We start from the raw sequence: 24,748 nt of genomic DNA, 5'->3' as shown, positions 1-24,748 counted from the left end.
CGCACGCCCGGTGACGCCTTCGCGCGCCGCCGCGGCCCGGTGCGCGCGGCCGTCGGCGCCCCGCCTCCGTATCCCTGAAGGGGAGACCCATGCCGTCCCGTGCTCCGTCGCGGCGGCTCTGGCGTGCGCTGATCGCGCTCGCCGTCGTCGCCGTGTCGCTGTTCTTCGCCCTGACCACCCCCGCCCGTCTCGGACTCGATCTCCGCGGCGGCACCCAGATCGTCCTGGAGACCCGGGACTCGCCCACCACCCGCGCCGACTCCGCCGCCACCGACCGGGCCCTGGAGGTGCTGCGGCAGCGGGTCGACGCGCTCGGCGTCGCCGAACCGTCGCTGTCCCGCTCCGGTGAGCGGCGCATCGTCGCCGAACTGCCCGGGGTCCGGAACCCGAAGGAGGCCGTCGAGGTCATCGGCCGTACCGCGCAGCTCACCTTCCATCCCGTACTCGGCACGACGCAGGACCCGAAGGGCACCCCGGAAGCGAAGGCCAAGGGCGACCGCACCCGCACCCTGCCCGACCCCGACGCGCCCGGCCAGGCCCTCCGGCTCGGCGCGCCCGCGCTGACCGGCGAGGGCGTCAAGGACGCGGAGGCCGTCTTCGACACGCAGGGCGGGCGCGGCTGGACCGTCGACCTGGCGTTCCGCGGCGCCGCCGCCGACGCCTGGGCACGGGTCACCGGCCAGGCGGCGTGCGCGGCGCCCGGCGATCCGGCCCGGCGGGTCGCGATCGTGCTGGACGACCGGGTCATCTCCGCCCCCGGCATGCAGCAGAGCGTGCCGTGCGGGACCGGCATCGCGGGCGGCAACGCCCAGATCACCGGCGGGTTCAGCGACACCGAGGCCCGCGACCTGGCGGCCCTCGTCAAGGGCGGCGCCCTGCCGGTGCCCGTCGAGGTCGTCGAACAGCGCACCGTCGGCCCGACGCTGGGCGCCGACGCGATCAAGGCCAGCGCCACCGCCGCGGTCATCGGCCTGCTGTGCACCGGCGCGTTCGTCATCGTGGTCTACCGGCTGCTGGGCGCGCTGGCGACGGTGGCCCTCGCCGCGTACGGACTGATCTCCTACGCCGTGCTCGTCGCCCTGGGCGCCACCCTCACCCTTCCCGGCCTCGCCGGTTTCGTGCTGGCGATCGGCATGGCGGTGGACGCCAACGTGCTGGTCTTCGAGCGGGCCAGGGAGGAGTACGCGCGGCGCGCGGCCCGCTCCGGCGGCGACCTGCGGCGCCCGCTGCGCGAAGGCTTCGGCAAGGCGTGGAGCGCGATCGTCGACTCGAACGTCACCACCCTGCTCGCCGCCGGCCTGCTGTTCTTCTTCGCCACCGGGCCGGTGAAGGGCTTCGGCGTCACCCTGTCCATCGGTGTGCTCGCCTCGATGGTCTCCGCGCTGGTCATCACCCGGGTGCTGGCGGGGTGGGCGGTGCGCCGCGGGCCCGTACGGCGGCGGCCCGCGATCACCGGCATGGCCTCCGAAGGCCGGGTGCGGCGGTGGCTGGCCCGCCGCGACCCACGGCTGATGCGGCGCCGCCGCACCTGGCTGGGGATCGGCGCCGGTCTGCTGCTGCTCGCCGTCACCGGCATCGGCGTGCGCGGCCTGGAGTTCGGCGTGGAGTTCACCGGCGGCCGGCTCGTCGAGTACAGCACCAGCCGTACGGTGGACGCCGAGACCGCGCGCGAAGCGGTCTCGGAGGCGGGGTTCCCGCGCGCGGTCGTCCAGGAGTCGGGCGACGGCGGCATCGCCGTACGGACCGAGCAGCTGACCGACACCGAGCAGGAACGTATCCGTACGTCCCTCCGGACACCCGGCGGCACGGTCGAGGTCGAGCGGGACGAGCTGATCGGCCCCAGCATGGGCAGCGAGCTGCGCGGCAAGGCGCTGATCGCGCTGGGCATCGCGGTCGCCGCCCAGCTGATCTACCTGAGCATCCGGTTCCGCTGGACGTTCGCGACGGCGGCGGTGCTCGCCATGGTGCAGGACGTCGTCCTGGTGGTGGGCCTGTTCGCCTGGCTGGGCAAGCCCGTGGACAGCGTCTTCCTCGCGGCACTGCTGACCGTCGTCGGCTACTCCGTCAACGACACGGTGGTGCTCTTCGACCGCGTACGGGAACTGCGGCGCGCCGCCAAGGGCGACCGGACCGCGCGCGGCCCGGAAGGGCTCGCGCGCCTCGCCGACCGGGCGATCGTGCAGACCGTGCCCCGCACGGTGAACACCGGCATGGGCGCCCTGTTCGTCCTCGCCGCCCTCGCCGTGCTGGGCGGCGACTCACTGGCCGACTTCTCCGTCGCGCTGCTCGCGGGCGTCCTCTTCGGCATCGCCTCGACGGTCTTCACGGCCACCCCGGCCGCCGTCGTCCTGGAGAGCCGCCGCCCGGCCCCGGAGGCACCCGCCGCCCGCCCGCGCGACAAGGCCAGGACCGGGAACGGCGCGGTGGTCTGACACGGCACCCGGGGGCGGGACCGCGCACGGCCCCGCCCCCGGTACGTACCGTCGTCAGAACCCCGCGGGCTCCGTGTACAGACCCCACTCGTCGCGCAGCGCGTCGCAGATCTCGCCGAGCGTGGCCTCGGCCCGTACGGCCTCCAGCATCGGCTCGATCATGTTGCCGCCGTCGCGCGCGGCGTCCAGCATCGCCGCCAGCGAAGAGCGCACCCGCGCGTCGTCCCGGGCCGCCCTGCGGTCCGCGAGGACCCGTACCTGCTCGCGCTCGACCTCGTGGCTGACCCGCAGGATCTCCAGGTCGCCGGTGACCGAGCCGTGGTGGCAGTTGACGCCGACGACCTTCTTCTCGCCCTTCTCCAGCGCCTGCTGGTAGCGGAAGGCCGACTCGGCGATCTCGCCGGTGAACCAGCCGTCCTCGATGCCGCGCAGGATGCCGGAGGTCATCGGGCCGATCGGGTGGTCGCCGTTCGGGACCGCCCGGGTGCCGCGCTCCTTGATCTGCTCGAAGATCTTCTCGGCGTCGGCCTCGATCCCGTCGGTCAGCGACTCGATGAACCACGAGCCGCCCAGCGGGTCCGCGACGTTGGCGACGCCGGTCTCCTCCATCAGCACCTGCTGCGTGCGCAGCGCGATCTCGGCGGCCTGCTCGCTGGGCAGGGCGAGGGTCTCGTCCAGCGCGTTGGTGTGCAGGGAGTTCGTCCCGCCGAGGACCGCGGCCAGTGCCTCCACGGCTGTTCGGACGACGTTGTTGTACGGCTGCTGGGCGGTCAGCGAGACGCCGGCGGTCTGGGTGTGGAAGCGCAGCCACTGGGCCTTCTCGCTGGTCGCGCCGTACACGTCGCGCATCCAGCGGGCCCAGATGCGGCGGGCGGCCCGGAACTTCGCGATCTCCTCGAAGAAGTCCAGGTGGGCGTCGAAGAAGAAGGACAGGCCGGGCGCGAAGGTGTTCACGTCCAGGCCGCGGGAGAGGCCCAGCTCCACGTACCCGAAGCCGTCGGCGAGGGTGTACGCCAGCTCCTGCGCGGCCGTCGCGCCCGCCTCGCGGATGTGGTAGCCGGAGACCGAGAGCGGCTTGTACGCGGGGATGCCGCGCGCGCAGTGCTCCATCAGGTCGCCGATCAGGCGCAGGTGGGGCTCGGGCGGGAAGAGCCACTCCTTCTGCGCGATGTACTCCTTGAAGATGTCCGTCTGGAGCGTGCCGTTCAGGACAGCCGGGTCGACGCCCTGGCGCTCGGCGGCGACCAGGTACATGCAGAAGACCGGGACGGCCGGTCCCGAGATCGTCATCGAGGTCGTGACGTCGCCGAGCGGGATGTCCTTGAACAGGACCTCCATGTCGGCGGCCGAGTCGATGGCGACACCGCAGTGGCCGACCTCGCCCAGCGAGCGCGGGTCGTCGGAGTCCCGGCCCATGAGGGTCGGCATGTCGAACGCGACCGACAGACCGCCGCCACCGGCCTTGAGGATCATCTTGTACCGCTCGTTGGTCTGCTCGGCGTTGCCGAAGCCCGCGAACTGGCGGATGGTCCACGTACGGCCGCGGTAGCCGGTCGGGTACAGCCCGCGCGTGAAGGGGTACTCACCCGGCCACCCGATGCGCTCGAACCCCTCGACCGTGTCGCCGGGACGGGGGCCGTACGCCGGCTCCACGCTGTCGCCGGAGAGCGTGGTGAAGTCCGCGTCCCGCTTACGGGCGGAGTCGTACCGGGCCTGCCAGCGACGGCGGCCCTCTTCGATCGCGTCAGCGTCCATACCCACAAATTTACTAGGACGTCCTAGTAATTGTCGATGGCAGCAGGCCGCGAGCCGCCGGACAACCCCCCGAGGGGCTACGGAACGGCGGTACGGGACGGCCTACGGGACAGTACGGGGGGCCGCCGGTCCGGGCCCGGCGGCCGTGCCGTGCGGCTGCCTCAGACCTTGGCGGGCTGCGGCGTACCGTCCGCGACCAGCGGCTCGACCTCGCGGACGACCTTGCGCTCGACGAAGAAGGCGGCGGTCGGGATCGTGCCGGAGATCAGCACCCACAGCAGCTTGCCGAACTTCCACTTCGCCTTGGACCCCAGGTCGAAGGCGAAGACGAGGTAGATGATGTAGAGCACGCCGTGGATCTGGGAGACCACCAGCGTGAGGTCCTTGCCCGTACCGAAGCCGTACTTGGCCACCATGCAGGCACACAGGACGAGGAGCATGACGGCGGTGACGTAGGCCATCACCCGGTAACGGGTCAGCACGCTTCGTTTCATGCCCCGAGCGTAACCGCCCGTTCCGGGGCGATCTTCGCCGCCCCTACCACGGATCAGCCGTCCTGGAAATCACCGGCCGCGACCCGCAGCGGCCGCAGCATCGCGAAGATCTCCGCACACTCCTCGGCGCTGTAGGCCCCCAGCCCGAACTCCATCGCCATCAGGTCACGAGTGGCCTTGTCACAGGTCTCACGCCCCTGCTCGGTGATGGACGCCAGCGTGCCGCGCCCGTCGTTGGGGTTCGGCCGCTTGTCGACCAGCCCGGACTTCACCAGCCGGTCCACGGTGTTGGTCACCGAGGTCGGGTGGACCATCAGCCGCTCACCGATCTTCGACATGGGCAGCTCCCCCGCCTTGGAGAAGGTGAGCAGCACCAGCGCCTCGTACCGCGCGAACGTCAGCCCGTACGGCTTGAGCACCGCGTCCACCTCGGACAGCAGGATCTGATGGGCCCGCATGACCGAAGTGATCGCGGCCATGGACGGCACGGCTCCCCACCGCCGCTGCCACAGTTCGTCGGCACGGGCGATGGGATCGAAGGCAAGACTGAGCGGCTTCGGCACGCCTTCGACCCTACCGGCCAGCCATATCGTGGTCAGCCCTGTCTCAGGTTTCGGTACCCGGGCGGATCATCTGCTGACATCGCGGGCTCGCGCTCCGCGGAGCCCCCCTCGGGCGGGAACCTGCCTGGCCGGTCGTACCGGAGCAACTCCCGGACCTGGCTCGGGGGCGCGTCCTCCGCACCTCGCCCACCACCAGCAGCACGCACACCACCCCGCCGGCCGGCATCACCACCCGCAAGGGCGCGTACTCGGCTGCGGCGCCCGCCGTGGCCATACCCAGGCCCATGATCGTCATGCGGCCCGCCTGCATCACCGTCATCGCCTGGCCCAGCAGGGGATCGGGTACGGCGGCCACGAACCAGCGGTCCACGCCGAAGTTGTACGCGATGCCGGTGCCCGTCAGGACGAGCAGCACCACCGACCAGCCGAGCGAGGGGCGGGCGGCGAAGCCGAGGGACGGCAGGACGCAGAAGACGCCCATCGGGAAGGTCAGGCGGGCGCGGGCCCGGGGGCCGAGGAAGGTGCCGGCCAGGGTTTCGGCGGTGATCGCACCGGCCGGCATGGCGCACATCAGCAGGCCGGCCCCCGCCGGGCCGGTGCCGAGCAGGTCTGCGTACGGGATGAGCAGTGCCTCGGGGATGACGACGAACGTCGGGGGCAGCCAGATCAGCAGGAGAAGGGCCCTGATGCGGCGGTCGGACAGCAGGTGCCGGGTACCGGCCAGGGAGGCGGCCAGCAGCGCGCCGGGGGAGGTGTCGCGCGCTGGGCGGGCGCGGGTGCCCAGGCGCAGCAGCAGCGCCGAGCCGAGGAACGTACCGGCGGTGACGGCGAGCACCGCACCGGGCGTCACGGCGGCCAGCAGCAGTCCTCCGGCGGCGAAACCGCCGAGCTGCGCGCTCTGGTTGACGATGCGGATCAGCGAGCGCCCGAGGACGAACAGGTCGCCCTCCCCCAGCACGTCGCCGAGCGTCGCGGCCCGCGTACCTGCGAAGACGGGGGCGATGGCGGCGGTCGCGCAACGCAGTGCCAGCAGTACGGCGACCGGCGTGCCCGGGACCACCATCGCGGCGGCGCAGCCCGCGCACAGCAGGTCGCAGACGACGAGGACACGGCGGGCCGGGTAGCGGTCGGCGACCGCGGAGAGCAGCGTGCCGCCGATGACGTACGGCAGCAGGCCGAGCGCGAAGGTCAGCGCGCTCAGCAGCGGCGACCCGGTGAGCCGGTGAGCCGGTGGACCAGCACGGACAGCGCGATCTCGCAGACGACGACGCCGAGGGAGGAGAGGAGGTGCGCGGCGAAGACGTGGCGGAACTCGGGGACGGCGAAGACGGCGCGGTATCCGGTGGCGGCGGGCTTGGAGGGGCCGGCGGGCCCGGAGGGGAGGACAGGTTCGGTGGGCCCGGAAGGTCGGGAAGGGCCGGCGGGTGAGGGCATGGCGGCAGCGTGCCGGGCCGGAGCACCGGGCCCCAGTCATTCGCCGGCGGCCGAATCCATGACGGAACCGGCCTCCGGTGGGAAGAGTGAAGGTAGTGCAGGTAGGAGGAGAGGGGGGCCTCGGCCATGCCGCTGGACATGCGCTTCGGCGCGGAGGACCTGCTGCGCATCCGCTTCGCCATCTCGCCGCTGTGCGAGACCCACGAAGCCGTACGGACCCTGTTACGCACCGAACGGCACGGCTATCACCTGCCCTGGCTGCGGCGGATGCGCGCGGCGCTGGCGGGCCTGGACCTGACCGCGCTGTGGCTGCTGATGCCGTCCCCGCAGCCCGGCTACACCCCCGACTTCCTGGGGCCGCCGCCGGAGTCGTCGCTCGCTCCCTTCGAGGAGGAGCTGGCGCGGGTACGGGCCACGGATCCCGTCCTCGCCCGCGCGGAGCTGGCCAAGTCGCTGGCCTGTACGCCGGGGGCCGCCGAGTCCCCGCGGGGCCGGGCGTTGCTGGCGGACCCGGCCGGCGCCGTACAGGAGCTGGCCGACGCCACCGAGCGGGCCTGGCACGCGCTGCTGGCCCCGGACTGGCCGCGGCTGCGCGCCCTGCTGGAGGCCGAGGTCGCCTACCGGTCGCGGCAGCTGGCGAGCGACGGGCTGGAGAAGCTGTTCGCGGACCTCGGCCCGCGGATCACGTGGTCCGGCGGCACCCTCACGGTCCGTACCCGCGCCCGGTTCCTGCAGATCCAGGACCTGGACGGGCGGGGTGTGCTGCTGATGCCGAGCGTTTTCGTGTGGCCCGACGTGGTGAGCGCCTACGAGCCGCACTGGCAGCCCACCGTCATCTATCCGGCGCGCGGCATCGGCGGGCTGTGGCAGGAGCCGGAGTCGGGCCCGGCGCTGGCCCGGCTGCTCGGCGTGAACCGGGCCGCGGTGCTCACCGCGCTGGACGAGCCGGCGTCGACCACGGCGCTGGCGCAGCGGCTGGGCCTGGCGCCGTCGTCGGTGTCGGCGCAGCTGTCGGTGCTGCGCGACGCCGGGCTGCTGACCTCGCGCCGGCACGGGCACCAGGTGCTGTACGAGCGGACGCCGCTGGGGATCGCGCTCAGCGCGGGCGGTACGCCGCCGCGCTGAGCGCGGGTACGCGCGGCCCTCAGCTGCCGGAGTCCGCCGCGAGGTGGCGTTCGACGGTCTCGACCTTGGAGGTCAGGCCGTCGGTGACGCCGGGCCTGATGTCGGCCTTCAGGACGAGCGAGACCCGCCCGGCCCGCGCCTCGACGGCGGCCACGGCGCGCTTGACGACGTCCATGACCTCGTCCCACTCGCCCTCGACGGAGGTGAACATCGCGTCCGTCCGGTTGGGCAGCCCGGATTCACGGACCACCCGTACGGCGTCGGCGACGTACTCCCCGACGTCCTCGCCGACGCCCAGCGGGCTGACCGAGAAGGCGACGATCATGCGTTGACCACGCCTTCGCGGCGGGCGCGGGCGGCGATGACGGTGGCCTCGGCCTCGCGCTTGAGGCGGCGGTCCGCGATGAAGCCGCCGGTCGGCACGATGGACAGGACGAAGTAGAGGGCGGCGGTCCCGAAGGACCACTTCGTGCGGTTCCAGGCGTCCAGCCAGAAGAGCACGTACAGGATGAACAGCACGCCGTGCACCGGGCCCAGGACCGGTACCGCGTTGAAGTCGGTCGTGTACTTCAGGATGGTGCAGACGATCAGCAGCAACCAGGAAGCGGCTTCGGGTACGGACGCCAGGCGGAGCCGGCGCAGGGCGGAAGCGGTCTTGATGTCCACGGGAACCTCGTTCGGGTGGCAGGTGGCGGCACGATGCGCTTGTGCGGCATTTCACAAGGGCGTCACCATTGTTGCAGGCCCGCAAAGGATCACTGTTCAGGGGTCGGTGCGCCGGTTACCTTCGATCCCGTGGCTCAGTTTCGGCTCCAGGGGAGCAAAGTGCTCGCCGTCGACATGACCGGCGATGCCGTCAAGGCGAAGAACGGCGCGATGGTCGCCTATGACGGCCAGATGACGTTCAAGAAGATGACCGGCGGCGGTGACGGGCTGCGCGGCATGGTGACCCGCCGGCTGACCGGCGAACAGATGGAAGTGATGGAGGTGAAAGGCCACGGCACCTGCTATTTCGCCGACCGCGCGAGCGAGATCAACCTCGTACGGCTGCACGGCGAGAAGCTGTACGTGGAAGCCAGCAACCTGCTGTGCACGGACGCGTCGCTGCGCACCGGCACCACCTTCACCGGGCTGCGCGGCGCCTCCCAGGGCAACGGCCTGTTCACCACCACCGTCGAGGGCAGCGGCCAGGCCGCGATCGTCTCCGACGGGCCCGCCGTGGTGCTGCGCGTCACCAAGCAGTACCCGCTCCAGGTCGACCCGGGCGCGTACGTCGCGCACACCGGCGACCTCAAACAGCACTTCCAGTCCGGGGTGAACTTCCGCACCTTCATAGGGGAAGGCTCCGGCGAGTCCTTCCAGATCCGCTTCGAGGGCGAGGGCCTGGTGTACGTACAGCCCAGCGAGCGCAACACCATCGGCGGGGAGGTCTGATGCCGTTCACGCTCGTCAACTCGCGCATGGTGCGCGCCCAGGTCGGCCCCGGACAGCGGATGTACAGCCAGCGCGGCGCGATGCTCGCCTACCAGGGCGACGTCAGCTTCACCCCGAACATCCAGGGCGGCCAGGGCGGCATCGGCTCGATGATCGGCCGGCGGATCGCCAACGAGGCGACGCCGCTGATGACCGTGGAGGGGAGTGGCACCGTCCTCTTCGGGCACGGCGGCCACCACGTCCACGTCGTGGACCTCTCCGGCGACACCCTCTACGTCGAGGCCGACCGGCTGCTGGCCTTCGACGGGACGCTCCAGCAGGGCACGATGTTCATGGGGTCGCAGGGCGGCGTCATGGGCATGGTGCGCGGTCAGGTCACCGGCCAGGGCCTGTTCACCACGACCCTCAAGGGGCAGGGCGCGGTGGCCGTGATGGCGCACGGCGGCGTCATCGAGCTGCCCATCACCCCGCAGCGGCCCGTCCACGTCGACCCGCAGGCGTACGTGGCGCACCGCGGCGACGTCCGCAACAAGCTCTCCACGGCGCTGGGCTGGCGCGACATGGTCGGCCGCGGCTCGGGGGAAGCGTTCCAGCTGGAGCTGTCCGGCCAGGGCACCGTCTACGTACAGGCGTCGGAGGAGAAACTGTGACCGGTCCCGTCGTTCTCGACCCCCACACGCTCCCCTCGGACGACAACGTCAACGAGTACACCTTCAGCGTGGACCTGAACGGCCAGTGGTTCCTGCAGAAGGGCAAGATGATCGCCTACTACGGGCGGATCGACTTCCAGGGCATCGGACACGGCGCGCTGGACCGCCTGGTCGCCCACAGTTTCCATTCGCCATTGCACGCCGCGGACTGGGTGGTGGCCGAGGGCCAGGGCAAGATGCTCCTCGCCGACCGGGCGTTCGACGTCAATTCCTACGACCTGGAAGAGGGCAATCTGACCATTCGCTCGGGCAACTTGCTCGCCTTTCAGCCATCTCTGTCGCTGAAGCAGTCGATCATTCCGGGGTTCCTCACGCTGATCGGCACGGGCAAGTTCGTGGCCGCCTCCAACGGCCCGGTGGTCTTCATGGAGCCGCCGATCCGGGTGGACCCGCAGGCCCTGGTGGGCTGGGCCGACTGCCCCTCGCCCTGCCACCACTACGACCACCAGTACCTGCGCGGGTTCCTCGGCGGCGTACGGGCGCACACCGGCCTGGGCGGGGTCTCCGGCGAGGAGCACCAGTTCGAGTTCGTCGGGGCCGGCACGGTGCTGCTGCAATCCACCGAACAGCTGATGCCCGAGCTGGCGACGGGCGAGGTCGCGGCCGAGGCGGGGGTGCCGGGCGGGGGTGAGGCAACTCGCCAAAGTGGCTCACAACTGCCGCAGCTGCCCGGCGGGCTCGGGGGCCTCCAGCGCCGCTTCGGGCTGTGAGCGGTAGTCTGCGGACGGTGACCTCGAACGTCTGAGCAAGCGCCCGACCGAGCGCCTGAGCCATGTCACAGCCATGACTAATTCGATATTCAACTTTCACGGGTAGAATTCATTCATGACGACCGACAGCGACACTCCCTGGCTGACCGAGCAGGAGCAGCGAGCCTGGCGTACCCACCTGGACGTCAGCCGGCTGCTGATGCACCAGCTGGAGCGCGACCTGCAGCCGTTCGGACTGACCAACAACGACTACGAGATCCTGGTCAACCTCTCCGAGGCCGAGGACCGGCGGCTGCGCATGAGCGACCTGGCGGCCGCCACCTTGCAGTCCAAGAGCCGCCTGTCCCACCAGATCACCCGCATGGAGAACGCGGGCCTGGTACGCCGTGAGAGCTGCGAGTCCGACCGCCGCGGTCTGTACGCGGTGCTCACGGACGAGGGCTGGGACACCATGCGCCGGGTCGCGCCGCACCACGTCGCGTCCGTACGCCGGCACTTCATCGACCTGTTCACCACCGAGGACCTGGAGTCCCTGCGGACCTCCCTGACCCCGGTGGCCGAACACCTCCGGGGCCGCCGCGGCAAGGTCTGACGGCTACCCCGCCGGCAGCCGCAGCTCGAACACCGAGCCCTCCCGCACGGCCAGCGTGCCGCCGTGCCGCTCCGCGACGTCGCGGGCGATGGCGAGGCCGAGACCGGCCCCGCCGTCGTCGCGGCTGCGGGCGTCGTCGAGCCGTACGAACCGCTCGAAGATCCGCTCCCGCTCCTCCGGCGGCACCCCTGGCCCGTCGTCCTGCACCCGCAGCACGGCCCACTCCCCCTCGCGCACCACACTCGCCCGTACGGCGCCCTCCGCATGCCGCTGCGCGTTGTCCAGCAGATTCCCCAGCACCCGCCCCACCTGGCTCCGCGACCCGGCGACCTCCACGCCGTCCAGCTCCCCCACCTGCACGGCGATCCGGTCCCCCACCCGCTGCGAGACCTCCTCGCGCACCAGCGCCGCCAGGTCGATCCGGGTGTCCGCCGGCCGCTCCCCCGCGTCCAGCCGTGCCAGCAACAGCAGGTCAGCCGCCAGGTTCTGGAGCCGTACGGCGTCCTCCACGGCCCCCTCCGCGTCCAGCAGCTCCGGGTGGGCGATGCCCACCTCCAGCTGCGTCCGCAGACTCGCGATCGGGCTGCGCAGCTCGTGCGAGGCGTCCGCGACGAACCGCCGCTGCCGTTCCACCGACGCCTGCAACGCGCCGAGCGTCTCGTTGGTCGTACGGGCCAGCCGGTCGATCTCGTCCCGCGACCCCGGCTCCGGCACCCGCCGCGACAGATCCGCGCTCGCCGTGATCACGGCCATCTCCCGCCGGATCCCCTCCACCGGCCGCAGCGCCCGCCGCGTCACCAGCCAGGTCACCCCCGCCACGACCACCAGCAGACACGGCAGCCCGATGAGCATCACGGTCCGCACCGACCCCACCGCTTCCCGCTCCGTCGCCAGCGGCGCCCCCGCCCGCACCACGGCCTTGCCGCCCTGCGTGTCCTTGGCCTCGACGGTGGCGAACCGGTAGTCCGCGCTACGGTGCCCGACCGTGGCCGTACCGCCGCTGTGCCGGGCCTCGTCCTCGACCTCGCCCGGCTTGATCTCCCGGTCGTCGTCATCGTCGCCGGAACCGGAACCGCCCGGCTGCTGTGCCGCCGACGGATGCCGCTCCGTCACGGCCTTCCCGTCCACCGCCCGTACGTCCTCGCCCGCCGCCAGTACCCGTCCGTCCTCGGACAGCACCACCACCGGACGCTCGTCCCCGTCCGGAAGATCCAGCTTCTCGTACGGCTTGCCGGTCGCGATCTGCGTGGCGACTTCCCGCGCGGCGTTCTCCGCCTGGAGGTCCGCCTGCCCCACCAGATTGTCCTTCAGCACCAGCAACAGCGCCGTCCCCGCCGCGACCAGTGCGAGCGCCACCACCAGCGACGCGCCCAGCGCCGCCCGTACCCGTACCTTTCCGAAAACCCTACGCACCGGACACCAGCCGGTACCCGGCACCGCGCACCGTCACGATCGCCGCGGCACCCAGCTTCCGTCGCAGCGCGCTCACGTACACCTCGACGATGTTGTTGTCGCCCTCGTACGCGAAGTCCCAGACATGCTCCAGGATCTCCGCCTTCGACACCACGTCCCCCGCGCGCAGCGCCAGTTGCTCCAGCACGGCGAACTCCTTCGCGGTCAGCACCACTTCCACCCCGGCACGCTCGACCCGCCGAGCCCCCTGATCAATGCTCAGCTCCCCCACCCGCAACACCGGCAACGCCGTCCGCCCGCGCCGCCGCAGCAACGCCTTGACGCGGGCCACCAGCACCACGTACGAGAACGGCTTCGTCAGATAGTCGTCCGCCCCCGTGTCCAGCCCCTCGGCCTCGTCGTACTCCCCGTCCTTGGCCGTCAGCATCAGGACCGGCACCTCGTTGCCGGCCGCACGCAACGCGCCGCAGACCCGGTAGCCGTTCATCCCCGGCAGCATGATGTCCAGGATCACCAGGTCGTACGCGCCCTCACCCGCCCGGTGCAGCCCCTCCAGGCCGTCGTGCACCACGTCGACCGCGTACCCCTCGGCCATCAGTCCCCTGGCCAGCGACAAGGCCAGCCGCTTCTCGTCCTCCACGATCAACAGGCGCATACGCACACGATGCCACCCCGTACCTGAAGAGCCCTTCAGGTGACTTCAGCTTCCCTTCAGCTCGCCTGCGCCACGGTGGATCACGTCATCGAGCACCACTTCACCAACCGGGGAGAACGAACCGAGATGAAGCGCAACATCGTCATCGCCACCGTAGCCGCGGCCGCCCTCATCGGCGGCGGCACCGCCACCGCCGTCGCCTTCAGCGGCGGCTCCGCGGCCCCGTCCTCGCCGTCCTCGCCGTCCGCGTCGGCCGCGTCGGCCGCGTCGTCCACGCCGCGCTCCAGCGTCAGCGTCCCCGACGACGACGTCAACGAGGACGCACGGGAGGCCAAGGCGGCGTCCGTCTCCGCCCCGCAGGCCGCGGCAGCCGCCCTCAAGGCCGTCCCCGGCACCGTCACCGGCCTCGACCTCGACCAGGACCGCCCCGGCCTGGTCTGGGAGGCCGACATCCTCGGCAAGGACGGCAAGTGGCACGAGGTCACCCTCGACGCCGGCGACGCGAAGGTCCTGAACCAGCACGTGGAGCACGAAGGTGACGACGACCACGGCGTCTCGCACGCCCGCTCCGAACTGAAGGGCGTCACCGTCGACGCCGCCCGGGCCGCCGAGAAGGCCGCCGCCACGTACGGCAAGGTCACCTCGGTCGACCTGGACGACGACCACCGCTCCACGCCCACCTGGGAGGTGGAAACCGTCACCAAGGACGGCAAGGAGCACCGGCTCGACGTCGACCCGAAGACGGCCGAGGTGACGGTCGCCCCGCAGGACACCGACGACAACGACAACGACGGCCAGGACGACTGACCCTCCGGGAAACTCCCCACGGGCCCCGCCGCACCGCGGCGGGGCTCAGCTGGTGAAAGCCCCCCGCCACCGGACGCGGGGCGCGCACGCGAGTCCCCGCGAAGCCGTCACTCCTCCCCCGTGACCCCCGCCACCAGCTCATCCGCCGCCGCGTACGGATCCAGTTCTCCCGCCACGATCCGCTCCGCCAGCACGGACAGCCGCCGGTCCCCCCGAAGGTCCCCGATCCGTTCCCGCAGCCGTGTGACGGCGATCGTCTCGACCTCGCGCGCCGCCCGCACCCGCCGCCGCTCGGCGAGCACCCCGTGCTCCTCCGACCAGGCGCGATGCTTCTCCAGCGCCTCGACGACCTCGTCCGTGCCCTCGCCCCGCGCGGCCACCGTCTTGACGATCGGCGGCCGCCAGTCGCCCGGCGCCCGCGCCTCGCCGAGCCCGAGCATGTGGTTCAGCTCCCGGGCGGTCGCGTCGGCGCCGTCCCGGTCGGCCTTGTTGACGACGTACACGTCCCCGATCTCCAGGATTCCGGCCTTGGCCGCCTGGATGCCGTCCCCCATGCCCGGCGCGAGCAGCACCATCGTCGTATCGGCCTGGCCCGCGATGTCGACCTCGGACTGCCCGACCCCCACCGTCTCGACCAGGACGACGTCGCACCCCGCCGCGTCCAGCACCCGGATCGCCTGCGGGGCGGCCCACGCCAGGCCGCCCAGGTGCCCGCGCGTGGCCATGGACCGGATGTAGACACCGGGGTCGGACGCGTGGTCCGACATCCGGACCCGGTCGCCGAGCAGCGCGCCCCCGGAGAACGGCGAGGACGGATCCACCGCGAGCACCCCCACCCGTTTCCCCGCCCGCCGGTACGCACTCACCAGTGCCGACGTGGAAGTCGACTTACCGACACCGGGTGACCCGGTCAGCCCTACCACGTACGCCCCGCCGGCCAGCGGAGCCAACGCCGCCATCACCTCGCGCAGCTGCGGGGACGCCCCCTCGACCAGCGAGATCAGCCGGGCCACGGCCCGCGGCCGGCCCTGGCGTGCCTGTTCCACCAGCTCGGGGACGTCCACCACGGCCCAGCTCCTCCCACTTCGGTTACGGCTACGCGTCCGACGAGGCCCGGCTCACTTGCCCGGCACGCGAATGATCAGCGCGTCACCCTGACCGCCGCCACCGCACAGCGCCGCCGCCCCGACACCCCCGCCCCGCCGCCGCAGCTCCAGCGCCAGGTGGAGCACGATACGGGCACCGGACATGCCGATCGGGTGACCGAGCGCGATGGCCCCGCCGTTGACGTTCACCTTTTCCGGGGACACCCCGAGATCCTTCATTGACTGCACGGCCACCGCGGCAAACGCCTCGTTGATCTCGATCAGGTCAAGATCCTCGACACCCAGGCCCGCCTTGCCCAGCGCGTGCCGGATCGCGTTGCTCGGCTGCGACTGGAGCGAGTTGTCCGGCCCCGCCACATTGCCGTGCGCGCCGATCTCGGCGATCCACTCCAGGCCCAGTTCCTCGGCCTTGGCCTTGCTCATGACGACCACCGCGGCGGCGCCGTCGGAGATCTGCGAGGACGAGCCGGCGGTGATGGTGCCGTCCTTGGCGAAGGCCGGGCGCAGCTTGCCCAGGGACTCGGCGGTGGTCTCCGGCCGGATGCCCTCGTCCTTGCTGAAGACGACCGGCTCGCCCTTGCGCTGCGGGATCTCCACCGGTGTGATCTCGGCCTCGAACAGGCCGTTCTTCTGCGCGGCGGCGGCCCGCTGGTGGGAGCGCGCGGCGATCTCGTCCTGCTCGGCGCGGCCGATGCCCAGGCGGGTGTTGTGCTTCTCGGTGGACGCGCCCATCGCGACGTTCTCGTACGCGTCGGTGAGGCCGTCGTGGGCCATCGAGTCGAGCATCTCGACGGCGCCGTACTTGAAGCCCTCGCGGGACTTGGGCAGCAGGTGCGGCGCGTTGGTCATGGACTCCTGGCCGCCGGCGACGACCACGTCGAACTCGCCGGCGCGGATCAGCTGGTCGGCGAGGGCGATGGCGTCCAGGCCGGAGAGGCAGACCTTGTTGACGGTCAGCGCCGGCACGCTCATGGGGATGCCGGCCTTGACGGCGGCCTGGCGGGCGGGGATCTGGCCGGCGCCGGCCTGGAGCACCTGGCCCATGATCACGTACTGCACCTGGTCACCGCCGATGCCCGCCCGGTCCAGCGCCGCCTTGATGGCCGCGCCCCCCAGGTCGGCGCCGGAGAAGCTGCGCAGGGACCCCAGCAGGCGGCCCATGGGGGTACGGGCGCCCGCGACGATCACGGAGGTGGTGCTGGACGTACCGTTCGCTGTCGACATCAGCGCGGCCCTTCCTGTACAGGGAGGTTAACGAGGGTTCCCGTCAATGTACTGAGCGGTAGGCGCCGGGTCACCGGGCTGCGGGTGTGATCGCGCGCACGTTGCGTAACCACGCGTGCGAGCGGTGCACTGGAGGCATGCTGACGCGAATCGACCACATCGGGATCGCCTGCGAGAACCTCGACGCGACCGTCGAGTTCTACCGCGCCACGTACGGCTTCGAGGTGTTCCACACCGAGGTCAACGAGGAGCAGGGCGTCCGCGAGGCCATGCTGAAGATCAACGATACGTCGGACGGCGGCGCCTCGTACCTCCAGCTCCTGGAACCCACCCGGGCGGACTCCGCGGTGGGCAAGTGGCTCGCCAAGAACGGGGAGGGGGTCCATCACATCGCCTTCGGCACGGCGGACGTGGACGGGGACTCCGAGGCCATCAGGGACAAGGGTGTACGGGTGCTCTACGAGCAGCCGCGCACCGGTTCCATGGGCTCGCGGATCACCTTCCTGCACCCCAAGGACTGCCACGGCGTACTGACCGAACTGGTCACCGCGGCCCCCCACGAGGGAACTGCCGGCCCCGCTTCCTCGTCCACCTCCACGACAGAGCACTGACCTTTCCCTTCCCCGGCCGGTAGAGTGCACCTTCGGCCGGGGGCCGGGTCGGGGCTCGGTCCACACTCCGCCGATGATCTGACACCATTTCTTCGGAAGGGTCAGCTCCAGCACGCGTTGCGCACGAGGCATTTCGGGTGCGAACGGGCAGATGGGAGCCGGCCGCCACCATGACCAGGGGACGGATGGGACCGCGCAGTGCGGGGCAACGACCGCTACGAGGCTGACGACCACCTCTCGCAGTTCGAGGCCGAGATGGAGCGGCTGAAGACGGAGCGGGACAAGGCGGTCCAGCACGCCGACGACCTCGGGTACCAGGTCGAGGTGTTGCGAGCCAAGCTCCACGAGGCGCGGCGCACCATCGCGGCCCGCCCCGCCTACGACAACGTCAGCCACCAGGCCGAGCAGCTGCTGCGCAACGCCCAGATCCAGGCCGACCAGTTGCGTACCGACGCCGAGCGCGAGGTGCGCGAGGCGCGCGCCCAGACGCAGCGGCTGCTGCAGGAGCAGGCCGAGCGCCAGGCGCGCATGGAGGCCGACCTGCACGCCGAGGCGGTCGAGCGGCGCCGCCGGCTGGACGAGGAGCTCAACGAGCGCCGCCAGACCGTCGAGTCGCACGTCAACGAGAACGTGGCCTGGGCGGAGCAGCTGCGCGCCCGTACGGAGTCGCAGGCGCGCCGGCTGATGGACGAGTCGCGGGCCGAGGCCGAGCAGGCGCTGGCCGCCGCCCGCGCCGAGGCGCAGCGGCTGGCCGAGCAGACCCGCGCCCGGCTGGGCACCGAGGCCGAGCAGGCCCGCACCGAGGCCGAGGCGATCCTGCGCCGGGCCCGCGCGGACGCCGAGCGGCTGCTGAACGCCGCCTCCAGCCAGGCGCAGGAGGCCACCGACCAGGCCGAGCAGCTGCGCACCAGCGTCGGTACGGAGTCCGAGGAGGCGCGGCGGCAGGCCGCGGAGCTGACGCGGACCGCCGAGGCCCGGATGCAGGAGGCCGACCGCGCGCTGCGCGAGGCCCGCGCCGAGGCGGAGAAGCTGGTCACCGAGGCGCAGGAGAGCGCCGCCAAGCGGCTGTCGGCCGCCGAGTCGGACCAGGAGCAGCGGCTGCGGACCGCCAAGGCGGAGATCGCCCGGCTGGTCGCGGAGGCCACGAAGGAGGCCGACGCCCTCAAGGCGGAGGCCGAGCAGCTGCGCGCGGACGCCCGTACGGAGGCCGAGAAGCTGGTCGCCGAGGCGCAGGAGGCCGCCCGTTCCAAGGCGGCCGAGGACTCCGCGGCGCAGCTCGCGAAGGCCGCGCGCACGGCCGAGGAGGTGCTGACCAAGGCGTCGGAGGACGCCAAGGCCACCACGAAGGCCGCCGCCGAGGAGGCCGAGCGGGTCCGCCGGGAGGCCGAGGCCGAGGCGGACCGGCTGCGCGGTGAGGCGCACGACACCGCCGAGCAGCTCAAGGGCGCCGCCAAGGACGACACCAAGGAGTACCGCGCCAAGACCGTCGAGCTCCAGGAGGAGGCCCGGCGGCTGCGCGGCGAGGCCGAGCAGTTGCGGGCCGAGGCCGTCGACGAGGGCGACCGGATCCGGGCCGAGGCGCGCCGCGAGGCGGTCCAGCAGATCGAGGAGGCGGCCGCCACCGCCGAGGAGCTGCTGGCCAAGGCGAAGTCGGACGCCGAGGAGACGCGTTCGGGCGCGAGCGCGGAGAGCGAGCGGGTCCGTACCGAGGCCATCGAGCGGGCCACGGCGCTGCGCAAGCAGGCGGAGGAGGCGCTGGAGAGCGCTCGCGCGCAGGCCGAGGAGCTGCGCGGCGAGGGCGAGGAGGCCGCCGCCGCACTGAAATCGGAGGCCGAGGAGGCCGCGCGGCAGCTGCGTGCGGAGGCCGAGGAGGCCGCCGCGGAGCGCCGCTCCGAGGTGCAGGAGGAACTGGACCGGCTCCAGGCGGAGGCCGCGGAGAAGGTCGCCGCGGCCGAGGAGGCGCTGCACGACGCCCGTGGCGAGGCCGAGAAGCTGCGCCGGGAGGCGCAGGAGGAGGCCGCCAAGCTCAAGGCGGAGTCCGCTGAGCGGCTGCGGGTGCTCCAGCAGCAGGCCGAGGAGGAGGCCGAGCGGCTGCGTTCGGAGGCGGCGACCGACGCGTCGGCCGCGCGCGCCGAGGGCGAGTCCGTCGCCGTACGGCTGCGCAGTGACGCCGCCGCCGAGGCGGAGCGTCTGAAGACCGAGGCCCAGGAGACCGCGGACCGGGTGCGCGCGGAGGCCGCGGCCGCCGCGGAGCGCACGGGCGCCGAGGCCGCCGAGGCGCTGGCCGCCGCCCAGGAGGAGGCGGCCCGCCGCCGCCGGGAGGCCGAGCAGCTGCTCGGCGAGGCCCGCGAGGAGGCCCACCAGGAGCGCACCGCCGCGCGCGAGCAGAGCGAGGAGCTGCTGGCCTCGGCCCGTACGCGGGTCGCCGAGGCGCAGGAGGAGGCGGAGCGGCTGGTCGAGGAGGCGGACCGGCGCGCCGCCGAACTGGTCGCCGCCGCGGAGCAGACCGCCCAGCAGGTGCGGGACGCGGTCGCCGGGCTGCACGAGCAGGCCGAGGAGGAGATCGCCGGGCTGCGGTCGGCGGCCGAGCACGCCGCGGACCGTACGCGGACCGAGGCGCAGGAGGAGGCCGACCGGGTACGGGCCGACGCGTACGCGGAGCGCGAGCGCGCCGCCGAGGACGCGAGCCGCACCCGGCGCGAGGCCCAGGAGGAGGCCGAGGCCGCCAAGGCGCTCGCGGACCGCACGGTCGCGGAGGCCATCGCGGAGGCCGACCGGCTGCGCGCGGAGGCCGACAGCACGCTCGACGAGGCGCGCGAGGCGGCCGGCCGGACCCGTACGGACGCCGCCGAGCAGGCCGACAGCCTGGTCGCGGAGGCCACCGCACAGGCCGAGAAGCTGGTGGCGGACGCCTCCGCCAAGGCGCAGCAGCTGCGTACGGACGCGTCCGACGCGCTGGCCTCGGCCGAGCAGGACGCCAACCGGGCCCGCGCGGAGGCCCGCAACGACGCCAACCGGATGCGTTCGGACGCCGCCGAACAGGTGGACCGGCTCCTGACCGAGGCCCGCGCGGAGGCCGAACGGATCGTCACCGAGGCGACCGAGCTGACCTCTTCGGCGCAGGACGACGCGGACCGCACGGTCCGCGAGGCCCAGGAGGCCGCCGAGCGGCTGCGGGCCGAGGGCGAGCAGCGGGCGGCGGAGCTGGTCGCCGAGGCGACCGGCGAGGCGGAGCGGCTGCGGGCCGAGGCCGCCGAGGCGCTGGAGACCGCGCGCCAGGAGGCGGAGCGGATCGGCGACGAGGCGCGCGAGGCGGCGAACAAGACCCGTTCGGACGCCGCCGAGCAGGCCGACCAGCTGATGACCGAGGCCGGCAGCGAGGCCGAGAAGCTGCGCGCGGACGCGGCGGAGACCGTCGCGGGCGCCGAGCGGGACGCGGACCGCACCCGGGCGGACGCCCGCGAGCAGGCGGACCGGATGCTCGCCGAGGCCACCGCGGAGGCGGACCGGCTGCGCGCGGAGGCGGCGGAGACCGTCACCTCGGCGCAGGAGCACGCCACCCGTACGCGTGCCGAGTCCGAGCGGATCAAGGAGGAGGCCGAGGCGGAGGCCGACCGGCTGCGCACCGAGGCGCTGGAGGAGTCGGAGCAGACCGTCGACGCGGCGCGCAAGGACGCCGCGCAGCGCCGCGCGGACGCCGCCGAGCAGGCCGACCAGCTGGTGGCCAAGGCCCAGGAGGAGGCGCTGAAGTCGGCGACCGCCGCCGAGGAGCAGGCCGACCGGATGGTGGGCGCGGCCCGCAAGGAGGCCGAGCGGATCATCGCCGAGGCCACCGCCGAGGGCAACGCGATGGTCGAGAAGTCCCGTACGGACGCGGACGTCCTGCTCAGCGAGGCCCGCGGGGACGCCACCGCGATAAGGGAGCGCGCCGAGGAGCTGCGCACCCGGATCGAGGGCGAGGTCGAGGAACTGCACGAGCGGGCCCGCCGCGAGTCCTCGGAGACGATGAAGAACGCCGGGGAGCGTGTCGACAAGCTGATCGCGCAGGCCACGCAGCAGCAGGCGGAGGCCGAGGAGAAGGCCAAGCGGATGGTGTCGGACGCCAGCAGCGAGGCCAGCAAGGTCCGGATCGCCGCGGTGAAGAAGGCGGAGGGGCTGCTCAAGGAGGCCGAGCAGAAGAAGGCCGAGGCCGTACGGGAGTCGGAGCGGCTGCGCGCCGAGGCCCGCGCGGAGGCGGAGCGGATCGTGTCGGAGGGCCAGCGGGAGCTGGAGGTGCTGGTGCGGCGCCGCAAGGACATCAACGCGGAGATCTCCCGTGTCCAGGACGTGCTGGAGGCGTTGGAGTCTTTCGAGGCCCCGGCCAACGGTGGTGGCAAGGACGGGGCGAAGGCCGCGGCGGGGGCGGGCGCAACTCGTTCGAGTGGCAAGCAGTCTGAGGGGTAGCCACCCGAATGAGGGGCCATTCTCCACTTCAAACGCGCAATGACTCGATGACACGCCGTTGCGGCCCCTAGGATTCCCTTTATCACCTCACCGGTCTCTTTCGACAGGAACCCCATGAGCGACACTTCCTCCCCCTACGGCTTCGAGCTCGTGCGGCGTGGGTACGACCGCGGTCAGGTGGACGACCGCATCTCGAAGCTGGTCGCCGACCGCGACAGCGCCCTGGCCCGTATCACCTCGCTGGAGAAGCGGATCGAGGAGCTGCACCTCGAGACGCAGAACGCCCAGGCCCAGGTCAATGACGCCGAACCGTCCTACGCGGGCCTCGGCGCGCGCGTGGAGAAGATCCTCCGGCTGGCGGAGGAAGAGGCGAAGGACCTGCGCGAGGAGGCCCGGCGGGCCGCCGAGCAGCACCGCGAGCTGGCCGAGTCGGCCGCCCAGCAGGTCCGCAACGACGCGGAGCAGTTCGCGACGGAACGCAAGGCCAAGGCCGAGGACGAGGGCGCCCGCATCGTCGAGAAGGCACAGGGCGAGGCGACCGCGCTGCGCGCAGAGGCGCAGAAGGACGCGCAGTCCAAGCGGGAGGAGGCGGACTCCCTCTTCGAGGAGACCCGCGCCAAGGCCGCGCAGGCGGCCGCGGACTTCGAGACCAACCTCGCCAAGCGCCGCGAGCAGTCGGAGCGGGACCTGGCCTCGCGTCAGGCCAAGGCCGAGAAGCGGCTGGCGGAGATCGAGCACCGGGCCGAGCAGCTGCGGCTGGAGGCCGAGAAGCTGCGGACGGACGCGGAGCGCCGGGCCCGCCAGACGGTGGAGACGGCGCAGCGCCAGGCCGAGGACATCGTGGCCGACGCGAACGCCAAGGCGGACCGGATCCGCAGCGAGTCGGAGCGGGAGCTGGCGGCGCTGACCAACCGCCGGGACTCGATCAACGCCCAGTTGACGAACGTCCGCGAGATGCTCGCCACGCTGACCGGTGCGGCGGTCGCCGCGGCCGGTACTCCGGCGGACGAGGAGCCGATCTCCCGCGGCGTCCCGGCGCAGCAGTCGCGCTGAGGCGCCGTTCGTCGTTGTGACGCCGGTGCGGCCGGCGGGCCCCGGCGGCCCGTCCACCCCGTGACGGCCGGTACCGCGCACCACGGCGCAGGCGTTTTCCGCCCGCCCCGCCTCTCCCCGGAGGCCGGGCGGGCGGAATGCTTTCAGCAGATGGACGGACCGTCGTACGGGGCCGCTCCGGTGTCCGGCGGAACCGGTGCGCGATGTCCGGTACGCCCGAGATGCGGGGCCACCGGCCCCCGCTTAGCGTGCTGTACATGATCGAGATCGAGGGGCTGACCAAGCGTTACGGCGACAAGCTCGCCGTGGACGGGCTGACCTTCGCCGTGCGGCCCGGGATCGTCACCGGCTTCCTCGGCCCCAACGGCGCCGGCAAGTCGACGACCATGCGGATGATGCTCGACCTGGACCATCCGTCGTCGGGACGGGTCCGTATCGACGGGCGGCACTACCGGCAGCTGTCCGACCCCTTGAAGCACATCGGCGCCCTGCTGGACGCCAAGGCCATGCACGGCGGCCGGAGCGCCGTCAACCACCTGCTGTGCCTGGCCCAGAGCAACGGCATCCCGCGCGCCCGCGTCCACGAGGTGCTGGACACGGTCGGACTCACCGCGGTGGCGAAGAAGCGCTCCAAGGGCTTCTCCCTGGGCATGGGCCAGCGCCTGGGCATCGCCGGGGCGCTGCTCGGCGACCCCGAGATCCTGATGTTCGACGAGCCGGTCAACGGGCTCGACCCCGAGGGCATCCACTGGATCCGCAACCTGATGAAGGGTCTGGCGGCGCAGGGCCGTACGGTCTTCGTCTCCTCGCACCTGATGAGCGAGATGGCGCTGACCGCCGGACACCTCATCGTCATCGGCCAGGGGCGGCTGCTGGCGGACACCTCGATGGCGGAGTTCATCCGGGAGAACTCACGCTCGTACGTACGGATGCGGGCACCGGAGCGCGAGCGGCTGCTGGACGTGCTCACGGATGCCGGGTACGCGGCGGCCGGTTCCGGCGAGGCGGTCGAGGTGGACGGGGCGAGCGCCGCCGACCTCGGCGAGCTGGCCGCCCGGCACCGCATCGTCCTGCACGAACTGAGCCCGCAGCAGGCGTCCCTGGAGGAGGCGTTCATGCAGCTGACCGCCGGGTCGGTGGAGTACCACGCCCATGCGGACGGGCCGCGGCCCGCGGCACCGGAGGACGGTCTGCCGGACGCTCCGCCCCCTCCCGGGACGCCGGGGGCGCCGCCCCCGGACGCGCCGCCCGGCGGCGGCTGGGGCGCCGACTGGCGGAACAAGAAGCGGAGGGCCTGACGATGGCGGCGGTCTCCCAGGTCCTGAGGTCGGAGTGGACCAAGATCCGGTCGGTGCGGTCCACGGTGTGGACCCTGGGCATCGCGCTGGTCGTCACGGTGGCGCTGGGCGCGCTGATCTGCCTGCTCGCCTCGAACGACTTCGGCACCATGTCCCCCCGCGACCGGCTCGTCTTCGACCCCACGAACATCAGCTTCTCCGGGATGGGCCTCGGCCAGCTCGCGATGATCGTCTTCGGAGTGCTGGTGGTCTCCAACGAGTACAGCACCGGCATGATCCGTACGTCGCTCGCCGCCGTACCGCAGCGCGGCACCTTCCTCTTCAGCAAGGTCGCCGTCGCCGCCCTGCTCGCCCTCGTCGTCTCCTTCGTGACGGCCTTCCTCTCCTTCTTCATCGGACAGGCGATGCTCGGGACGCACGCGGCGTCCCTCGGCGACCCGGGAGTGCTGCGGGCCGTGGTGGGCGGCGGGCTGTACATGACGCTGATCGCGGTGTTCTCGATGGGCGTGGCCACGATGCTGCGCAGCCCGATGCTGGCGCTGGGCATCCTGATGCCGTTCTTCTTCCTGATCTCCAGCATCCTGGGGAACGTCTCGGCCACCAAGAAGATCGGCTGGTACCTCCCCGACCAGGCCGGCCAGAAGGTGATGCGGGTGGTGCCGCCGGCCGGCGACGAGGTGCCGTACGGGCCGTGGGGCGGGTTCGCCATCATGGTGGCGTGGACGGCGGCCGTCCTGCTGTGCGGGTACGTGCTGTTGAAGCGGCGGGACGCATGAGGCGAGACGTGTGAGAAGGGGCGCGTGAGGTCCGGCGCTCCGGATCCGGCTCCGGCCGCCCCGCGCGGGCCCCTGGCACCCCTCGCGCCCCACCGGCCCGCGTTTTGACGGGA

21 protein-coding genes and 1 pseudogene are annotated in these 24,748 nt (G+C 72.5%); 12 read left to right on the top strand and 10 right to left on the bottom strand.

Annotation, left to right across the window (positions count from 1 at the left end):
• Positions 1–89 precede the first annotated feature (89 nt).
• The gene (gene secD / locus ACZ4Z1_RS12260; RefSeq protein WP_468486489.1) at positions 90–2,432 is read left to right on the top strand and encodes a protein translocase subunit SecD; all 2,343 of its coding nucleotides are present in this window, start codon (positions 90–92) and stop codon (positions 2,430–2,432) included.
• A gap of 54 nt (positions 2,433–2,486) precedes the next feature.
• Here the strand turns inward: secD and ACZ4Z1_RS12255 are convergent, their stop codons facing one another.
• From ACZ4Z1_RS12255 to ACZ4Z1_RS12240, 4 genes and pseudogenes are all read right to left on the bottom strand, one after another.
• Positions 2,487–4,187, bottom strand: coding sequence for an acyl-CoA mutase large subunit family protein (locus ACZ4Z1_RS12255; protein ID WP_468486488.1), 1,701 nt, complete (start codon positions 4,185–4,187; stop codon positions 2,487–2,489).
• Between the two features lie 161 nt (positions 4,188–4,348).
• A complete protein-coding gene (locus tag ACZ4Z1_RS12250) occupies positions 4,349–4,681 on the bottom strand; it encodes a DUF3817 domain-containing protein (protein ID WP_468486487.1) in 333 nt (110 codons plus the stop codon).
• Positions 4,682–4,734: 53 nt separating this feature from the next.
• Positions 4,735–5,244, bottom strand: coding sequence for a MarR family winged helix-turn-helix transcriptional regulator (locus tag ACZ4Z1_RS12245; protein ID WP_468486486.1), 510 nt, complete (start codon positions 5,242–5,244; stop codon positions 4,735–4,737).
• 43 nt (positions 5,245–5,287) lie between these two features.
• Positions 5,288–6,678 (bottom strand): annotated as a pseudogene (locus tag ACZ4Z1_RS12240) (MFS transporter).
• 126 nt (positions 6,679–6,804) lie between these two features.
• On the opposite strand from ACZ4Z1_RS12240, the gene ACZ4Z1_RS12235 reads away from it, so the two are divergent.
• Positions 6,805–7,803, top strand: a complete 999-nt coding sequence (locus ACZ4Z1_RS12235; protein WP_468486485.1) for an ArsR/SmtB family transcription factor — start codon at positions 6,805–6,807, stop codon at positions 7,801–7,803.
• A 19-nt stretch (positions 7,804–7,822) separates the two neighbouring features.
• Here ACZ4Z1_RS12235 and ACZ4Z1_RS12230 read toward each other — a convergent pair whose 3' ends face one another.
• Positions 7,823–8,128, bottom strand: coding sequence for an MTH1187 family thiamine-binding protein (locus tag ACZ4Z1_RS12230; RefSeq protein ID WP_468486484.1), 306 nt, complete (start codon positions 8,126–8,128; stop codon positions 7,823–7,825).
• Positions 8,125–8,469, bottom strand: a complete 345-nt coding sequence (locus tag ACZ4Z1_RS12225) for a DUF3817 domain-containing protein (RefSeq protein ID WP_361146373.1) — start codon at positions 8,467–8,469, stop codon at positions 8,125–8,127. The genes ACZ4Z1_RS12230 and ACZ4Z1_RS12225 overlap by 4 nt, the downstream gene beginning before the upstream one ends.
• Positions 8,470–8,628: 159 nt before the next feature.
• On the opposite strand from ACZ4Z1_RS12225, the gene ACZ4Z1_RS12220 reads away from it, so the two are divergent.
• The 4 genes from ACZ4Z1_RS12220 (at position 8,629) to ACZ4Z1_RS12205 (ending at position 11,249) form a co-directional block, all read left to right on the top strand.
• Positions 8,629–9,237: an AIM24 family protein gene (locus ACZ4Z1_RS12220; RefSeq protein WP_468486674.1), complete on the top strand. Its 609-nt coding sequence runs from the start codon at positions 8,629–8,631 to the stop codon at positions 9,235–9,237.
• A complete protein-coding gene (locus ACZ4Z1_RS12215) occupies positions 9,237–9,887 on the top strand; it encodes an AIM24 family protein (RefSeq protein WP_468486483.1) in 651 nt (216 codons plus the stop codon). The genes ACZ4Z1_RS12220 and ACZ4Z1_RS12215 overlap by 1 nt, the downstream gene beginning before the upstream one ends.
• Positions 9,884–10,657 carry an AIM24 family protein gene (locus ACZ4Z1_RS12210; RefSeq protein ID WP_468486482.1) on the top strand — a complete coding sequence of 258 codons (774 nt, stop codon included), beginning with the start codon at positions 9,884–9,886 and terminating at the stop codon, positions 10,655–10,657. Before ACZ4Z1_RS12215 ends, ACZ4Z1_RS12210 begins: the two co-directional genes overlap by 4 nt.
• A 115-nt stretch (positions 10,658–10,772) precedes the next feature.
• On the top strand, positions 10,773–11,249 hold the full coding sequence (locus tag ACZ4Z1_RS12205) for a MarR family winged helix-turn-helix transcriptional regulator (protein ID WP_468486481.1): 477 nt from the start codon (positions 10,773–10,775) through the stop codon (positions 11,247–11,249).
• A gap of 3 nt (positions 11,250–11,252) precedes the next feature.
• On the opposite strand, the gene ACZ4Z1_RS12200 is transcribed toward ACZ4Z1_RS12205, so the two are convergent.
• On the bottom strand, positions 11,253–12,662 hold the full coding sequence (locus ACZ4Z1_RS12200; protein ID WP_468486480.1) for a sensor histidine kinase: 1,410 nt from the start codon (positions 12,660–12,662) through the stop codon (positions 11,253–11,255).
• Entirely contained in the window at positions 12,655–13,317 is a 663-nt protein-coding gene (locus ACZ4Z1_RS12195; RefSeq protein ID WP_468486479.1) for a response regulator transcription factor, read from the bottom strand. Before ACZ4Z1_RS12195 ends, ACZ4Z1_RS12200 begins: the two co-directional genes overlap by 8 nt.
• 39 nt (positions 13,318–13,356) lie before the next feature.
• Here ACZ4Z1_RS12195 and ACZ4Z1_RS12190 point away from each other — a divergent pair, with 39 nt between their 5' ends.
• A complete protein-coding gene (locus ACZ4Z1_RS12190) occupies positions 13,357–14,124 on the top strand; it encodes a PepSY domain-containing protein (RefSeq protein ID WP_468486478.1) in 768 nt (255 codons plus the stop codon).
• A 107-nt stretch (positions 14,125–14,231) separates the two neighbouring features.
• Here the strand turns inward: ACZ4Z1_RS12190 and meaB are convergent, their stop codons facing one another.
• Both meaB and ACZ4Z1_RS12180 read right to left on the bottom strand, forming a co-directional pair.
• Positions 14,232–15,191 carry a methylmalonyl Co-A mutase-associated GTPase MeaB gene (gene meaB / locus ACZ4Z1_RS12185; RefSeq protein WP_468486477.1) on the bottom strand — a complete coding sequence of 320 codons (960 nt, stop codon included), beginning with the start codon at positions 15,189–15,191 and terminating at the stop codon, positions 14,232–14,234.
• A gap of 51 nt (positions 15,192–15,242) precedes the next feature.
• Complete coding sequence (locus ACZ4Z1_RS12180; RefSeq protein WP_468486673.1) at positions 15,243–16,418, bottom strand: acetyl-CoA C-acetyltransferase; 1,176 nt, start codon at positions 16,416–16,418, stop codon at positions 15,243–15,245.
• A 173-nt stretch (positions 16,419–16,591) separates the two neighbouring features.
• Between ACZ4Z1_RS12180 and mce the strand changes: the two genes are divergently transcribed.
• The 5 genes from mce (at position 16,592) to ACZ4Z1_RS12155 (ending at position 24,635) form a co-directional block, all read left to right on the top strand.
• Entirely contained in the window at positions 16,592–17,065 is a 474-nt protein-coding gene (mce, locus tag ACZ4Z1_RS12175; RefSeq protein WP_468486476.1) for a methylmalonyl-CoA epimerase, read from the top strand.
• 198 nt (positions 17,066–17,263) lie between these two features.
• Entirely contained in the window at positions 17,264–21,508 is a 4,245-nt protein-coding gene (gene scy, locus ACZ4Z1_RS12170; protein WP_468486475.1) for a polarized growth protein Scy, read from the top strand.
• Positions 21,509–21,622: 114 nt separating this feature from the next.
• Entirely contained in the window at positions 21,623–22,561 is a 939-nt protein-coding gene (locus ACZ4Z1_RS12165; RefSeq protein ID WP_468486474.1) for a cellulose-binding protein, read from the top strand.
• A 257-nt stretch (positions 22,562–22,818) separates the two neighbouring features.
• Entirely contained in the window at positions 22,819–23,859 is a 1,041-nt protein-coding gene (locus ACZ4Z1_RS12160) for an ATP-binding cassette domain-containing protein (protein ID WP_468486473.1), read from the top strand.
• 2 nt (positions 23,860–23,861) lie between these two features.
• A complete protein-coding gene (locus tag ACZ4Z1_RS12155; protein ID WP_468486472.1) occupies positions 23,862–24,635 on the top strand; it encodes an ABC transporter permease in 774 nt (257 codons plus the stop codon).
• Positions 24,636–24,748 lie beyond the last annotated feature (113 nt).

This window comes from Streptomyces sp. NPDC030165 (assembly GCF_055573595.1).
The sequence above is the reverse complement of the archived record's forward strand: the minus strand, read 5'-3'. Positions and strand labels throughout refer to the sequence as shown.

Excerpts from the sequence above, each read along its gene's own strand:
- ACZ4Z1_RS12235 (WP_468486485.1), top strand. The coding sequence starts at position 6,805 with ATGCCGCTGGACATGCGCTTCGGCGCGGAGGACCTGCTGCGCATCCGC.
- ACZ4Z1_RS12230 (WP_468486484.1), bottom strand. The coding sequence starts at position 8,128 with ATGATCGTCGCCTTCTCGGTCAGCCCGCTGGGCGTCGGCGAGGACGTC.
- ACZ4Z1_RS12205 (WP_468486481.1), top strand. The coding sequence starts at position 10,773 with ATGACGACCGACAGCGACACTCCCTGGCTGACCGAGCAGGAGCAGCGA.
- secD (WP_468486489.1), top strand. The coding sequence starts at position 90 with ATGCCGTCCCGTGCTCCGTCGCGGCGGCTCTGGCGTGCGCTGATCGCG.
- mce (WP_468486476.1), top strand. The coding sequence starts at position 16,592 with ATGCTGACGCGAATCGACCACATCGGGATCGCCTGCGAGAACCTCGAC.
- ACZ4Z1_RS12250 (WP_468486487.1), bottom strand. The coding sequence starts at position 4,681 with ATGAAACGAAGCGTGCTGACCCGTTACCGGGTGATGGCCTACGTCACC.
- ACZ4Z1_RS12255 (WP_468486488.1), bottom strand. The coding sequence starts at position 4,187 with ATGGACGCTGACGCGATCGAAGAGGGCCGCCGTCGCTGGCAGGCCCGG.
- ACZ4Z1_RS12215 (WP_468486483.1), top strand. The coding sequence starts at position 9,237 with ATGCCGTTCACGCTCGTCAACTCGCGCATGGTGCGCGCCCAGGTCGGC.
- ACZ4Z1_RS12165 (WP_468486474.1), top strand. The coding sequence starts at position 21,623 with ATGAGCGACACTTCCTCCCCCTACGGCTTCGAGCTCGTGCGGCGTGGG.
- ACZ4Z1_RS12195 (WP_468486479.1), bottom strand. The coding sequence starts at position 13,317 with ATGCGCCTGTTGATCGTGGAGGACGAGAAGCGGCTGGCCTTGTCGCTG.
- ACZ4Z1_RS12155 (WP_468486472.1), top strand. The coding sequence starts at position 23,862 with ATGGCGGCGGTCTCCCAGGTCCTGAGGTCGGAGTGGACCAAGATCCGG.
- ACZ4Z1_RS12160 (WP_468486473.1), top strand. The coding sequence starts at position 22,819 with ATGATCGAGATCGAGGGGCTGACCAAGCGTTACGGCGACAAGCTCGCC.